Genomic DNA, 13,352 nt, shown 5'->3' with positions numbered 1-13,352 from the left:
TGGCGTTTTTATGTTAGTGGGGAGTCTCGAGAAGCGGCTTAGCCGTCATTAAAGCTGAGCAGAGCTGAGTCGCTACGCGCCAAAAATCTGCTGCAGATCCGGGACGTTCTCTTCCTCTTCAACCATAGAGAGCGAGGCTTCGATGGCTTTGAGGTGGCGGCTCATAAAGGCTTTGGCGCGTTCGCCGTTGCCGGTTTCCAGGTAGCCAATCAGGTCGTCGTGGTCGTGGGATTCGCAGCCTAAGTGGCCGCGATGGCCGTAGACGGCGAGGATCAGCGAGGAGCGGGAGCAGAGGCGTTCAACAAATTCTGCCAGGGTGGCGTTGCCGGAGAGCTGCGCGAGACGCACGTGAAAATCCGCCGAGAGACGAATCGCCACGCTCTGCTGACCGCTGCGTAGGGCTTGGCGCTCTTGGCGGGCCATGTCGCGAAGCTCCGCTGCCGCCGCGGCGTTCATTCGCCTGGCCACATCGGGCATTAGCCCGCACTCGATCAGCTGGCGGGCATCGAACACGTCTTTCGCTTCATCGGCAGTGGGGCGCGTTACGCTGGCCCCACGACGCGGGGTCAAGGTAACAAGCTGCTCCAGCGCCAGCCGCTGGAGGATTTTACGAATCCCCGTGCGGCTAATACCGAATACTTCCGCTAGCGCATCTTCGCGCAGCCGAGCGCCGGGCTTAAGACGCTGCTCCACAATCGCATCGCTCACCGCCCGGTAAATCGCTTCGTGGCGCTCATCGCCCTCTTTGTCAGAAGGCCTCCGTTTTAACGCCGCCTGCGCATCACTCATAGTGTCTCCTGTCTGCGACTCTGATTACTCCTCCCAGGCCGCAATGATATCGCGCTCTTCGTCACTCATGTTGGTGATATTACCAAGCGGCATGTAGCGACTGCCAACAACCTGTTGGATTTGCGCTTTGTGACCAAGAATATCGTCCCAGCTATCGAAGGCATAGCCTGCAGGCGGCGCGGAGAAACCGGCATGTTCAGGGTTGCGGGCATGGCACTGGGTACAGTGTTGCTCGATGAGTCCAGATATTTGCGCTTGCGTGGGCGCACCGCCAACGCCTTCCACGGCGGCACGTGGGCTGGGCGCTGCCACCCAGAACGCGAGCAGAATCAGCCCAACGCCTACCGCAGGGTAGGCAGGCTGAATGTTACCGGCATGCATCAGCACAAAGAACTGACGAATCAGCGCTCCGGCAAAAATAAACAGCACCATCACCACCCAGGAAAGCTCGTGGGCGTAGATAAAGGAGTAGTGATTACTCACCATCAGCAGAACCACGGGCAGCGTGAAGTAGGTGTTGTGCACCGAACGCTGCTTGCCGCGTTTGCCGTCCAGCGGGTTGGGGGTCTCCCCCGCTTTCATGGCTTTTACCATGCGGCGCTGGCCGGGAATAATCCAGAAGAAGACGTTGGCCGACATCGCCGTGGCCATTACCGCGCCGGTGAGCAGAAATGCCGCCCGCCCGGTAAACATCTGGGTACTTAGGTAGGCCACCACCACCATCATCACCGCTACGGCAATACTCAGCAGGCCATCGCGCTCCATGTTGGGGCTGATGCGCTTACATAACTCGTTGTACACCACCCAGCCACCTAGCAGGAACCCAAGCGCCAGCAGGTTCGCCTGCCAACCGGTGAGGTTAGCCGCCCAGGCCCAGTTGCTGTCCGGGTTCACTAAGTAGAAACCGGGGTTCACCATGTAGAGAATGACGAACAGCGCGAAACCCGATAGCCACGTGGTATAGGCTTTCCAGAATGACCAGTGCAGGTCGTTGGGCAGCTTGGCCGGGGCCGTGGCATATTTCTGGTTATGATAGAAACCGCCACCATGCACAGCCCACATCTCGCCAAAGACTCCCTTCTCACGATCTTCAGCGGCTTTGGGAGTACGCAGGCCGTTATCCAGCATCACGAAGTAGATCGACTCGCCGATCCAGGCAATGGCCGCAATCACGTGCAGCCAGCGCAGCAGTAGGTTTACGAATTCAACGATGTACGCTTGCATGATCCGCCCTCTTAACTACCGCGGTAGGTCGAGTAGCCATACGGCGAGAGCAGCAGCGGCACGTGATAGTGCTGGCTTGCATCGGCTACGCCAAAGCGCAGCGGAATCACGTCTAAAAAGCGCGGTTCGACGGCGTCGACGCCCTGACGACGTAGATAATCCCCCGCGTGGAACACTAACTCATACTCACCGGGTATGAGCGCCTCGCCCTCTAACAGGGGGGCATCGCAACGGCCATCGCTATTAGTGACGGTGGAGCCTAAGTGCTCGCGGCTGCCGCCCGCTAGACGAAAGACCTCAATGGTAATGCCTTGGCCGGGCTGCCCTTTGGCGGTATCCAGCACGTGGGTAGTTAAGCGTCCCATCGTCACTCCTTACATTGGCGGGGTTGTTGGTGTTATGGATAGAGGGTATGTGTAGAGTTTGACCTATTGGTCAAAGAGTACCGTTGATGCTATTTATTGTATACAGCATTTCCCTTTTCGCACGCCTGGAGAGTTTTTGTGCCGACCGCTACCCCACTCACGCTATCCCCTGCCCCCAGCCAGTGCAGCCTGGAAGACTTCGTTTCCCACTATGGCGATGTGTATGAGCACTCGCCCTGGGTGGCAGAGGCTGCTTGGCAGCAGGGCTTGCGTCCAGAACATGACACCCCTGACGCACTGGCCGAACTGATGGGTTTGATGCTGCGACAGGCAACGCCCGAGCAGCAGATTGCCGTTATTCGGGCTCACCCCGATCTAGCGGGTAAGGCCGCACTGGCGGGAGAGTTAACGCACGACTCCACCAGCGAGCAGGCAGGCGCAGGGCTCGACCAGTGCTCGCCCGAGGAATTTGCCCGCTTTGAGCAGCTCAACGCGGCCTATAAAGAGAAATTTGGCTTTCCGTTCGTCATTGCGGTGAAAGGGCTGAACCGCTACGACATCCTCGCGGCATTCGAAGAGCGTTTGGAGAACGGCTTGGCCCAAGAGCGTGAAACCGCGATTCAACAAATTATTCGTATTGCACGCTTCCGGCTGCGGGCCCGTGCTGACGAAGCATCACGGTAATCTTTACGTCATCTCGACAAAAATGCCGCGCCCAGATTCGGTTCTGGGCGCGGCATTTTTTCACTCAAGCGGGATAATTACTGCTTGGCAGTCTCTACCGCTTTCTTGGTCGTTTCTTCGGCCATTTTCTGGCTGTCTTGCATGAAGCTTTGGCTGATAGAAGTGACTTTTTCAGAGTCGCCTTTCATGCGCTCCATCAGATCGGCAGCAGTTTTTTGCTGGCTCTCCATCGCTTTTTTGAAGCTATCCGCATCTTTCACGTCTAACCACGTACGCGCTTGAGCGATGGTCATGTCGGAGTAGGCACGGGCTGCATCCATCTGCGCGCCGACCAGCTGCTCGTAGTAGTTCAGTGCCGCCAACGTGTAGGAACGCATGGGGGACACGAATACCGACTCGAACTGCTGACTGGTTTTCTCTGCGGCCTTGTTCATCACGTAATCTCCTTGAGTGAGCTAGCGATTCGACCCGCGCCGAGGCAGGCCGGTAGTGGGCGTTTGCCGTTGCTACCCACAAAGCTAGCAGCGCTTTTTGTGCAGCGCAACATGATTTTTCAACATGCTGCGCTTGCCACACTTTCGCCCACTCAAAGGCCAGAAAAAGCCGTTGGATTAACGGTTGCCAAACAGATGCTTACGAGCTTCATCATCCATCGTGACTCCCGCTTGGGGATTGATATCTTCCACTAGCGCGTAGGCTTTACGCACCGCCGGGCGTTGGGATACCTCTTCGAACCAGCGCTCGAGGTCGGGAAACTCTTCCAGGGTCTGGCGCTGTTTCTCCCACGGCACGATCCAAGGGTAAATCGCCATATCGGCAATGGAGTAGCGGTCACCGCCAACGTAATGCTGCTGGGAGAGCCGCTGATCCAATACGCTATATAGCCGGTTGGTCTCGCGCACGTAGCGCTCAATGGCGTACTCGATTTTTTGCGGGGCGTAGTGGCAGAAGTGGTGGTTTTGCCCCGCCATGGGGCCAAGACCGCCCATTTGCCAGTGGAGCCACTGCAATACCACGTAGCGCTCGCGCCCTTCTGTTGGCAGGAACTGCCCCGTTTTGTCGGCGAGATATTCCAAAATGGCGCCTGATTCAAACAGCGCCATGGGCTGACCACCATCGTTAGGGGCGTGGTCCACGATGGCGGGGATCCGGTTATTGGGCGCAATCGTCAAAAACTCAGGGTCAAACTGCTCGCCACGGCCAATATTGATCGGCTTGATGCGGTAAGCCAGCTTTGCCTCTTCAAGCATGATGGAGATTTTGTGGCCGTTCGGGGTTGTCCAGTAGTACAGGTCAATCATTGCCATCTCCTTACACACTAACGGCCTAAGCCGTTAGTGCTGCCTGTGGGTGTCAGGCGGCCAAGTGCCGCCCTACCTATTATAGATCACGAACCGTCAGGGCCTTCCCTGCCGCGGAGTCATGGACCTCGAGCATGCGTTGGAACCATGCGGCAACGGGGTCCTTGTCGTCCACCAACGTTTCCGTGGAGACGGTGTAAGCCCACATCATGCTGCCAAACAGCAGATAATCGGCACCGCTGGGGGCATCGCCATCTAAAAACGGACTCTCTTTCAGTTGAGCGCTCACCGGCACCAGCGCCTGCTTGAGCAGCTGACGCCCCTGCTCGGGATCATGAACGGCTTCCATGGTCGCGCCAAAACGCGCTTCACGGGTTTTACGGAAGTAATCACGATCATCTGGGTGAATCGCGGCTAACAGATCTAACGCGACGATCTTAAACAGCGCGGGGGTAATGCTGCGTTCTACTAACTGTTTAAACAGCATTAAGCGCTGAAGGCTCACCCCTTCGCCCACCACCGGGGCCTCTGGGTAAGCGCGGTCTAGGTAGCGCATGATGTCGAAGCTATCGGTGACCACATTGTCGCCATCAGTGAGTACAGGCACCTTGTCGTAATCGGCAAACGCGAGAACGTCTTTCTCCTGGAAGCGCCAAGCCACGGTGGTGTACTCCAGCCCTTTATGGGCCAGCGCCATCCGCACACGCCAGCAGTAAGGGGAAAAACGCAGGCGCTCATCGCGGCCGCATAGGTCATATAAGGTAATCGCCATTGGATCGTACTCCTTTTGTCATGGTGAGTGCATCGCCACTACAGTGAGTCTAAGCGATCAACAACGCAAGCTGCGCGCTAGGCTCGCTGCGTGAAGGCTTGCCGCACTGTCTATTAGTCTAATGGGCACTGTCTGGCTAGCACGCTAACGTAAAGCTCAAAGCCTCACAAAAACAACGTCTTAATTTAAAACGACCGCTTGGTTTTTGCACTCACGAGCCAACCCACACTGGTAAGACCAATTTTCCAATGTAGTCATTCAGCCCGCCTGACCGTATCTTTCACGCTGACCCAACTATCATTGAAATGACAAGTTGGCTACTGCGGAGCACACCAAATCAATAACAAGGGGCCGTTCCTCCCATGAATGAAACTATACTCGCTCTTCTGGCATTTCTGCCGCTGTTGCTCGCTGGGATATTGCTCATAGGCTTCAAAATCCCGGCCAAAATAGCGATGCCGATTGTCTTCCTGACGGCAGCCATTATTGGTCTGACCGCTTGGGATATGTCGTTTAGCCGCGTGGCGGCATCCACCGTGCAGGGGCTTATCCAGACCGCTGGCCTGCTGTGGATTATTTTCGGCGCGATCTTACTGCTCAACACGCTTAAACACTCAGGCGGCATCACCGCGATTCGCAACGGCTTCTCGGGCATCAGCCCTGACCGCCGTGTACAAGCGCTGATTGTTGCGTGGCTGTTTGGCTGCTTCATTGAAGGCGCGTCTGGTTTCGGTACACCGGCAGCCGTGGCAGCCCCGTTGATGGTGGCATTAGGCTTCCCAGCGTTGGCCGCCGTGGTGGTGGGCATGATGATCCAATCCACACCGGTATCGTTCGGCGCCGTGGGTACGCCCATCGTCGTGGGTGTAGGTAGCGGCTTGAACCGTGCAGACATTACCGCACAGCTTGAAGCGAACGGTTCTACCTGGGACGTATTCTTTCAGCAGGTGACCAGCTCTGTAGCAATCACTCACGGTATCGTCGGTATTTTAATGCCGCTGATTTTAGTCGTGGTGATGGTGCGTTTCTTCGGTGCCAACCGTTCCTGGAAAGAGGGGCTATCCATCACGCCTTTCGCGATCTTCACCGGTATCTCGTTCGTCGTGCCTTATATGCTGGTAGGCGTGCTGCTTGGTCCGGAATTCCCCTCCATGATTGGTGCGATGGTGGGCCTAGCGATTGTGGTACCTGCCGCGCGTAAAGGCTTCCTGCTGCCCAAAGATACCTGGGACTTCCCAGAATCGACTGCCTGGCCGGACGAGTGGATCGGCAACCTGCAAATCAAGCTGGACGATGTGGCCGGTAAAGCACCGATGTCCACCTTTAAAGGTTGGGTACCTTACGTACTGCTCGCGCTATTTTTGGTGGCCTCACGCACCATCGAGCCGCTTAAAGCCGCGCTGACCTCCATCAATCTGAACTGGGCGAATATCTTTGGTGAAGCCGGTGTTAGCGGTGGCATTCAGCCGCTCTACCTGCCCGGCGGTATCATCCTTGCCGTCGTGCTGGTGACTTACTTCCTGCACCGCATGAACCCGCGCCAGTTAAGCGCTGCAGTATCCGAGTCGACCAAAACCATTTTTGGTGCGGGCTTCGTCCTGATCTTCACCGTGCCGATGGTACGTATCCTGATCAACTCCGGCGTCAACGGCGCGGATCTGGTCTCGATGCCCGTCATGATGGCACAAGCGGTGGCTAACGGTGTGGGCGGTATCTACCCGTTCTTTGCCCCGGCAGTGGGGGCCATGGGCGCCTTTATTGCAGGCTCCAACACGGTGTCTAACCTGATGCTGGCGGAGTTCCAGTTCAGCGTGGCCGAAACGCTTGGGCTCTCCACGGCGATGATGGTCGCACTGCAAGCCGTGGGTGCGGCCGCAGGTAACATGATCGCAATTCACAACGTCGTGGCGGCGTCGGCTACCGTCGGCCTACTCGGCCGTGAGGGCACCACCATTCGTAAAACGATCATCCCGACCATCTACTACCTGGTCTTCACCGGCATTATCGCGCTGATCGCGTTTTATGTTTTGGGTGTGACTGACCCATTGATGTAAGGAGTAACGTTACCTCACGGTAGGAACGGCTGGGTAGCCTTAGGGCTACCCAGCACTACATTAAAAAGCCGGATTGTATCCTCACCAACCACTCTCGACACTTTATGAAAAATACTTCCAAAAGCATCGACATATTATGGAAATATTTTCCATCAAGTGATTAGATAGCTGTCTCTCCTCCTCATCCATAGGAGTTACCATGAATATCCTTTACGACGAGCGCCTTGATGGTGAGCTTGTCCGCCGTGATAAAGCCGAGGTGCTTAGCGACCTGCAAGGCGCCGTGCCCTCATTAACGCTGCTGCATCGGGAAGAAGATTTACGCCCTTTCGAGTGCGATGGCTTAGCCGCTTACCGCGTGCTGCCGATGTTGGTGGCCCTGCCGGAAACGTTGGAACAGGTCGAAGGCCTGTTAAAGCGTTGCCATGCACTGGGCGTACCCGTGGTGACCCGGGGCGCAGGCACCGGCCTTTCCGGCGGCGCACTGCCGCTTGAGCAGGGCGTGCTGCTGGTCATGTCGCGGTTCAACCAAATTATTACCGTTGACCCCGACGCGCGCATTGCCCGCGTTCAACCAGGGGTGCGCAACCTTGCCATTTCCGAGGCGGCCGCCCCTTACGGGCTCTACTACGCCCCCGACCCCTCCTCGCAAATCGCCTGCTCAATTGGCGGCAACGTCGCCGAAAATGCCGGCGGCGTGCACTGCCTGAAGTACGGCCTCACCGTGCATAACGTGATGCGGGTGGATGTGCTGACCATTGAAGGCGAGCACATGACGCTGGGTTCTGAAGCCCTGGATGCGCCCGGCTTTGATCTCTTGGCCCTGATGAACGGTTCAGAAGGCATGCTTGGGGTGGTCACGGAAATCACCGTGAAGCTGCTGCCCAAGCCAGAAACCGCCAAAGTGCTGATGGCCAGCTTCGATGATATTGAAAAAGCGGGCCGCGCGGTGGGCGACATCATTGCCGCAGGCATTATCCCCGGTGGCCTGGAAATGATGGATAAGCTCGCCATCAAAGCCGCCGAAGATTTCATCAAGGCAGGCTACCCCGTGGAAGCCGAAGCCATTCTGCTCTGTGAGCTGGATGGTGTGGAAGCCGACGTGGACGACGACTGCGACACCGTGCGCCGCGTACTTGAAAAAGCTGGAGCCACTAACATTCAACAGGCGCGGGACGAAGCCGAGCGCGCCAAGTTCTGGGCCGGACGCAAGAATGCCTTCCCTGCCGTAGGCCGCATGTCACCCGACTACTACTGCATGGATGGCACCATTCCCCGCCGCGAGCTGCCGCGCGTGTTGAAAGGCATTGCCGCACTATCCGAAGAGAGCGGCCTGCCCGTGGCCAACGTATTCCACGCGGGTGACGGCAATATGCACCCGCTGATCCTGTTCGATGCCAACAAAGAGGGTCAGCTTGCCCTGGCGGAAGACGTAGGCGGCAAGATCCTGGAGCTATGTGTAGCCGCCGGTGGCTCGATTACCGGCGAGCATGGCGTGGGGCGCGAAAAAATCAACCAGATGTGCAGCCAGTTCCAGCCCGATGAGCTGACGGTCTTCCACGCGCTGAAAGCGGCGTTCGACCCCAAACGGCTGCTCAACCCAGGGAAAAACATTCCCACCCTGGCGCGCTGTGCCGAATTTGGCGCGATGCATGTGCATAACAACGAGTTACCGCATCCGGAACTGCCACGCTTCTGATGCAATAAGGAACCACCATGACCGAACTAGCGATACACGCTGCCGACCGAGACATTGCCGACGAGCTGAGCGAACAGGTTCACAGCGCCTACCACGACCGTACTCCGCTGCGCATCGTGGGGGGCAATACCCGAGCCTTTTATGGTCGCCCGGTGGAAGGCACGGAACTCAGCGTCGCCGCCCATAGCGGCATCGTCTCTTACGATCCTATCGAACTCGTCGTCACGGTGCGGGCAGGCACCCGCTTGAGCGCGCTGAACGCGGCGCTGGCAGAAAAACATCAAATGCTGCCTTTCGAGCCGCCCATTTTTGGCGAAGCCAGCACCATTGGCGGTGCGGTGGCCACCGGTATGTCCGGCCCTCGCCGCCCTTGGGCAGGTGCTGCACGGGATTTTGTCCTGGGCACGCGGGTGATTACCCAAGAAGGCAAGCTGCTGCGCTTTGGCGGCGAAGTGATGAAAAACGTGGCGGGCTATGACCTGTCCCGCATGATGGCCGGTGCCCAGGGCACGCTAGGCGTGCTGGCCGATATCTCATTTAAGGTGCTGCCTATTCCCACCGCCAGCCACAGTCTGCGCCTTGAAATGGGCTTGCAAGATGCTTTAGCGAAGCTCTCTGAGCTTGGCCGCCAGCCGCTGCCTATCACGGCTGCGGCATGGCACGCGGGCGAGCTGTTTATTCGGCTGGAAGGCGGTGAAAGCTCCGTCAAGGCCACGAAAGAGCGCCTGGGCGGTGAAGCGCTGTCTGCGGATTTCTGGCAGCAGCTTCGTGACCAGCAGCATGGCTTTTTCAGCCTCAACGAAGGGCAAGCACTGTGGCGCCTCTCGCTACCGCCCCATACCCCAGCGCTAGAGCTCGCCGTTGATGAAAGCGATATCTTCTATGATTGGGGCGGCAGCCAGCGCTGGGTGAAAACCGCACTACCCGCAGACACGCTGCGCGATGAATGCCAGAAGGCCGGTGGCCACGCTACCTGCTACACCCCGCATGCCCAAGGGGGCGCGGAGTCACCGTTTACTCCGCTGAATGCTGTGGTCGAGAAGTACCACCGCAACCTGAAGGCCGAGCTGGATGCCCACGGCATTTTCAACCCTGGTCGTCTTTATGCGGCATTTTAATCAGGAGAGCTGACATGCAGACGCACTTTACCGATGCCGACCGCCAAAAACCGCATATTCAGGAAGCCGAGCGCATTCTGCGTACCTGTGTGCACTGCGGCTTTTGTAACGCCACCTGCCCCACTTACCAGTTGCTGGGCGATGAGCGAGACGGGCCACGCGGGCGCATCTACTTAATGAAGGAGCTGCTGGAGAGCCGCGATGACGATGACCAAGTCACCGAAGAGACTCGCCTGCACTTAGACCGCTGCCTAACCTGCCGCAACTGTGAAACCACTTGCCCCTCCGGCGTGGAGTATCACAAGCTGCTGGATATTGGCCGTGCGGAAATCGACCGTCGTGTGCCGCGCCCGGCGGCAGAACGGGCTCAGCGCTATGCGCTGCGCAAAATGCTGGTCGACCCGAAACGCTTCAAAGCGCTGCTGACCTTGGGGCAAACCTTCAAGCCTCTAGTGCCCGGCAAGCTGCGTAGCAAAATGCCGCCCGCACCGGTCGATGCAGGCCAGCGACCCGACAGCCAGCGCCATGCCCGCAAGGTATTGATTCTAGAAGGCTGCGTGCAGCCGGGCCTGTCGCCCAACACCAACGCAGCCACGGCACGCCTGCTCGATCGTTTGGGCATTAGCGTCACACCGATTAGTGAAGCTGGCTGCTGTGGTGCTATCGACTTCCACCTCAATGCCCAAGAGGCGGGCCGCGAGCGGATGCGCGCCAATATCGATGCCTGGTGGCCGCAAATCGAGCAGGGCGCGGAAGCCATCGTACAAACCGCCAGCGGCTGCGGCGCGTTCGTCAAAGAGTATGCCGACATGCTCAAGGACGACCCCGCCTACGCTGAAAAGGCCAAAAAAGTCAGCGCACTGGCGAAGGATATCGTCGAAATACTGCGCGACGAGCCGCTGGAAGCGCTGCAGCTTAAAGAGCACCAGCGTTTAGCGTTCCACTGCCCCTGCACGCTGCAGCACGCTCAGAAACTCAACGGCGCAGTGGAAGGCGTGCTTAGCAAACTCGGCTTTGCACTAACGCCCGTGAAAGATGCCCACCTGTGCTGCGGCTCGGCGGGCACCTACTCGGTGACACAGCCAGAGCTCGCCACTCAGCTGCGCGATAACAAGCTGAATGCGCTAGAAGCAGGCAACCCTGAGGTGATTGTGACCGCCAACATTGGCTGTCAAACGCATCTGGCCAGTGCCAACCGCACGCCGGTACGCCACTGGGTAGAAGTTGTGGACGCTGCCCTGGTATAACCCTTTACACTCGCTGCGCTTTCACAACGTATTAACGGTTGGGCGCAGCGCTTTAATCCCTATGATAAAAAGGATCCTTTGATGCAAACCAAAGCTGTTTTAGGCCAAGCCGACGTTATCCAAGTCCTCGACGCTGCACAGAAAGAAGCTGACGCCAATAGCTGGCCGGTCACCATTGCTGTCACCGACGATGGCGGCCACCTGCTGGCACTGCGCCGTTTAGACGGTGCTGCCCCGTTCAGCGCCGATGTCGCTACCCAAAAAGCGCGTAGCGCTGCCCTGGGTCGTAAAGAGACCCAAATGTTTGAAGAGATGATTAACGGTGGCCGTACGGCGTTTGTCTCTGCACCGCTACAGGGTCTGCTGTCTGGCGGCGTGCCGATCATCGTGGATGGCCAAGTCGTCGGCGCTGTTGGCATCTCTGGCGTTAAGCCAGATCAAGACGTGCAAATTGCCAAAGCAGGCGTCAGCGCGATCGCCTAACGCTTACCTAGTCAGTAATAAAAGCAAGTAACAGCAGCGTGCAGCGCATCGACTGCACGCTGCTTGTTAGCGTGTTATGTACGCGCAATAAAAAAAGCCCGAATCATCGATTCGGGCTTTTTTGAAATTTGTTCGGCTTTATCAATATGACTGCCGATGGGTGCTTAATGGCGGACCGGACGAGACTCGAACTCGCGACCTCCGGCGTGACAGGCCGGCATTCTAACCGACTGAACTACCGGTCCACTTTAAGACACACTAACCATTTAAATCATTTATTAAAGCGGTTCAGAGGCGCTAAAACATTGGCTTAAATGGTGGGTGGTACTGGGTTCGAACCAGTGACCCCCAGCTTGTAAGGCTGGTGCTCTCCCAACTGAGCTAACCACCCGGGGTATTGATAGCTTATTGCTTATCAATATTGCTACTTCTCAAGTTATCGTGGCGGACCGGACGAGACTCGAACTCGCGACCTCCGGCGTGACAGGCCGGCATTCTAACCGACTGAACTACCGGTCCGAACAGCGATAACTAATTGCAGACTAAGATGATGATGGCGGACCGGACGAGACTCGAACTCGCGACCTCCGGCGTGACAGGCCGGCATTCTAACCGACTGAACTACCGGTCCACAAATGCATCACTTAACTGCGTTACGTTTCCAGGGCACCAAATAAATGGTGGGTGGTACTGGGTTCGAACCAGTGACCCCCAGCTTGTAAGGCTGGTGCTCTCCCAACTGAGCTAACCACCCGCTGGTCACGTGGCGCTGCATTCTACAGAAGCCTGTTTGAATGTCAACACGTTGCGTTTAAATTTTTGATTTAAACCAGCGTACTGCACGTTCTCGCGGCAACCGCTTACTGAGCGCGGACGAAGGATGCCGCAACTATGGCTGCTTCGTCAATCAAAACCTGCTGATTGACACCAGAACGTCGCCGCGGCTTAAAGTCATGGTCGCCATCGGTTAACCAATGAATGTGAAGAGCGTCTGGTAAATCATAGGCGGCCACCTCTTCACGCGTGCCAAACGGGTCACGCTCCCCTTGCAGAATCAGCATAGGCGTAGCGATGTCAGGAAAATGATCGGTGCGAAGAGAGTCGGGCTTTTTGGGTGGGTGAAACGGATAGCCTGCTGCAACGACGCCTGCGCAGGGGTGCTGACTGGCAAACAGCGATGCCACACGCCCGCCCATGGATTTTCCTCCCACCCATAAAGGCGAACCACTGATGGACACGACCAGATCATACCAAGCGACGAAGTGCTCCAGCGTTTTCGTTACGGGCGGAGGCGGACGGCGCTTTGCCTGCTCGCTCATTTGCTGCATGTAGGGGAAATCGATCGCCCAAACTTGGAGCCCCTGATGGGCCAGCGTCGCGGCAAATTGCCGCATAAAATCTGACAGGTGACCGGCCCCAGCACCATGGGCTAGCAGAATTCGCCCCTGCTCGGGGTTGCCGGAGACGCTCACCGGCCCCATCCCTTCCACGAGAAACCGCTGAACAGCGGGGCTGGCGAGCCGTTCACGCAGCGCCTGTGGGGTGATGGTCACGAAACCATGGCCAGCGTAATAGGACACTTAGCCCTCCTAATAATTCAGCGTTACATCCATTGG

Annotated in this window: 13 protein-coding genes and 5 tRNA genes; 6 read left to right on the top strand and 12 right to left on the bottom strand. The window is 57.5% G+C overall.

Translation table 11 applies throughout. The features are described from left to right. Nucleotides 1–72 precede the first annotated feature (72 nt). From QIT27_RS03700 to uraH, 3 genes are read right to left on the bottom strand one after another with little or no spacing between them, the layout of a single operon-like run. Complete coding sequence (locus tag QIT27_RS03700; RefSeq protein WP_253017602.1) at nt 73–789, bottom strand: GntR family transcriptional regulator; 717 nt, start codon at nt 787–789, stop codon at nt 73–75. 24 nt (nt 790–813) lie between these two features. Then, nucleotides 814–2,013, bottom strand: coding sequence for a urate hydroxylase PuuD (locus QIT27_RS03695; RefSeq protein WP_285262917.1), 1,200 nt, complete (start codon nt 2,011–2,013; stop codon nt 814–816). An 11-nt stretch (nt 2,014–2,024) separates the two neighbouring features. Then, the gene (gene uraH, locus QIT27_RS03690; protein ID WP_285262916.1) at nt 2,025–2,378 is read right to left on the bottom strand and encodes a hydroxyisourate hydrolase; all 354 of its coding nucleotides are present in this window, start codon (nt 2,376–2,378) and stop codon (nt 2,025–2,027) included. Nucleotides 2,379–2,516: 138 nt separating this feature from the next. Here uraH and uraD point away from each other — a divergent pair, with 138 nt between their 5' ends. After that, nucleotides 2,517–3,062, top strand: coding sequence for a 2-oxo-4-hydroxy-4-carboxy-5-ureidoimidazoline decarboxylase (gene uraD / locus QIT27_RS03685; protein WP_159343104.1), 546 nt, complete (start codon nt 2,517–2,519; stop codon nt 3,060–3,062). A 77-nt stretch (nt 3,063–3,139) separates the two neighbouring features. On the opposite strand, the gene QIT27_RS03680 is transcribed toward uraD, so the two are convergent. From QIT27_RS03680 to QIT27_RS03670, 3 genes are all read right to left on the bottom strand, one after another. Further along, entirely contained in the window at nt 3,140–3,496 is a 357-nt protein-coding gene (locus tag QIT27_RS03680) for a phasin family protein (protein WP_054640956.1), read from the bottom strand. A 177-nt stretch (nt 3,497–3,673) separates the two neighbouring features. Further along, nucleotides 3,674–4,363, bottom strand: coding sequence for a glutathione binding-like protein (locus QIT27_RS03675; RefSeq protein WP_159343106.1), 690 nt, complete (start codon nt 4,361–4,363; stop codon nt 3,674–3,676). Between the two features lie 79 nt (nt 4,364–4,442). Further along, nucleotides 4,443–5,135, bottom strand: a complete 693-nt coding sequence (locus QIT27_RS03670; RefSeq protein WP_159343107.1) for a glutathione S-transferase family protein — start codon at nt 5,133–5,135, stop codon at nt 4,443–4,445. A 362-nt stretch (nt 5,136–5,497) separates the two neighbouring features. Between QIT27_RS03670 and QIT27_RS03665 the strand changes: the two genes are divergently transcribed. The 5 genes from QIT27_RS03665 (at nt 5,498) to QIT27_RS03645 (ending at nt 11,736) form a co-directional block, all read left to right on the top strand. Then, entirely contained in the window at nt 5,498–7,189 is a 1,692-nt protein-coding gene (locus QIT27_RS03665; RefSeq protein ID WP_253017594.1) for an L-lactate permease, read from the top strand. A gap of 199 nt (nt 7,190–7,388) precedes the next feature. After that, nucleotides 7,389–8,888, top strand: a complete 1,500-nt coding sequence (glcD, locus tag QIT27_RS03660) for a glycolate oxidase subunit GlcD (protein ID WP_285262915.1) — start codon at nt 7,389–7,391, stop codon at nt 8,886–8,888. Nucleotides 8,889–8,905: 17 nt separating this feature from the next. After that, on the top strand, nt 8,906–10,006 hold the full coding sequence (gene glcE / locus QIT27_RS03655; RefSeq protein WP_285262914.1) for a glycolate oxidase subunit GlcE: 1,101 nt from the start codon (nt 8,906–8,908) through the stop codon (nt 10,004–10,006). Nucleotides 10,007–10,020: 14 nt separating this feature from the next. After that, nucleotides 10,021–11,253, top strand: coding sequence for a glycolate oxidase subunit GlcF (gene glcF, locus QIT27_RS03650; protein WP_285262913.1), 1,233 nt, complete (start codon nt 10,021–10,023; stop codon nt 11,251–11,253). Between the two features lie 81 nt (nt 11,254–11,334). Continuing rightward, nucleotides 11,335–11,736, top strand: a complete 402-nt coding sequence (locus QIT27_RS03645; protein WP_285262912.1) for a GlcG/HbpS family heme-binding protein — start codon at nt 11,335–11,337, stop codon at nt 11,734–11,736. A gap of 168 nt (nt 11,737–11,904) precedes the next feature. Here QIT27_RS03645 and QIT27_RS03640 read toward each other — a convergent pair. From QIT27_RS03640 to QIT27_RS03615, 6 genes are all read right to left on the bottom strand, one after another. After that, nucleotides 11,905–11,981 (bottom strand) — tRNA-Asp (locus QIT27_RS03640). 70 nt (nt 11,982–12,051) lie between these two features. Next, a tRNA-Val gene (locus tag QIT27_RS03635) sits at nt 12,052–12,127 on the bottom strand. A gap of 51 nt (nt 12,128–12,178) precedes the next feature. Then, nucleotides 12,179–12,255 (bottom strand) — tRNA-Asp (locus QIT27_RS03630). 35 nt (nt 12,256–12,290) lie between these two features. Then, nucleotides 12,291–12,367, bottom strand: a tRNA-Asp gene (locus QIT27_RS03625). A 47-nt stretch (nt 12,368–12,414) separates the two neighbouring features. Beyond that, nucleotides 12,415–12,490: transfer RNA gene (locus QIT27_RS03620), tRNA-Val, on the bottom strand. A 106-nt stretch (nt 12,491–12,596) separates the two neighbouring features. Next, nucleotides 12,597–13,316 (bottom strand): alpha/beta fold hydrolase, encoded by a 720-nt coding sequence (locus QIT27_RS03615; RefSeq protein ID WP_159343113.1) that lies wholly within the window; start codon nt 13,314–13,316, stop codon nt 12,597–12,599. Nucleotides 13,317–13,352 lie beyond the last annotated feature (36 nt).

Origin of the sequence: Halomonas sp. LC1, assembly GCF_030247125.1 — a bacterium.
In the GTDB taxonomy this organism is placed as follows: domain Bacteria; phylum Pseudomonadota; class Gammaproteobacteria; order Pseudomonadales; family Halomonadaceae; genus Vreelandella.
Note: the sequence above shows the minus strand (reverse complement) of the source record. Positions and strands in the feature narration are given on the sequence as shown.

Bases quoted from the DNA above. Each gene is read 5' to 3' on its own strand.
- QIT27_RS03700 (WP_253017602.1), bottom strand. From the start codon at position 789: ATGAGTGATGCGCAGGCGGCGTTAAAACGGAGGCCTTCTGACAAAGAG.
- QIT27_RS03695 (WP_285262917.1), bottom strand. From the start codon at position 2,013: ATGCAAGCGTACATCGTTGAATTCGTAAACCTACTGCTGCGCTGGCTG.
- uraH (WP_285262916.1), bottom strand. From the start codon at position 2,378: ATGGGACGCTTAACTACCCACGTGCTGGATACCGCCAAAGGGCAGCCC.
- QIT27_RS03680 (WP_054640956.1), bottom strand. From the start codon at position 3,496: ATGAACAAGGCCGCAGAGAAAACCAGTCAGCAGTTCGAGTCGGTATTC.
- QIT27_RS03675 (WP_159343106.1), bottom strand. From the start codon at position 4,363: ATGATTGACCTGTACTACTGGACAACCCCGAACGGCCACAAAATCTCC.
- QIT27_RS03670 (WP_159343107.1), bottom strand. From the start codon at position 5,135: ATGGCGATTACCTTATATGACCTATGCGGCCGCGATGAGCGCCTGCGT.
- QIT27_RS03665 (WP_253017594.1), top strand. From the start codon at position 5,498: ATGAATGAAACTATACTCGCTCTTCTGGCATTTCTGCCGCTGTTGCTC.
- glcD (WP_285262915.1), top strand. From the start codon at position 7,389: ATGAATATCCTTTACGACGAGCGCCTTGATGGTGAGCTTGTCCGCCGT.
- glcE (WP_285262914.1), top strand. From the start codon at position 8,906: ATGACCGAACTAGCGATACACGCTGCCGACCGAGACATTGCCGACGAG.
- glcF (WP_285262913.1), top strand. From the start codon at position 10,021: ATGCAGACGCACTTTACCGATGCCGACCGCCAAAAACCGCATATTCAG.
- QIT27_RS03645 (WP_285262912.1), top strand. From the start codon at position 11,335: ATGCAAACCAAAGCTGTTTTAGGCCAAGCCGACGTTATCCAAGTCCTC.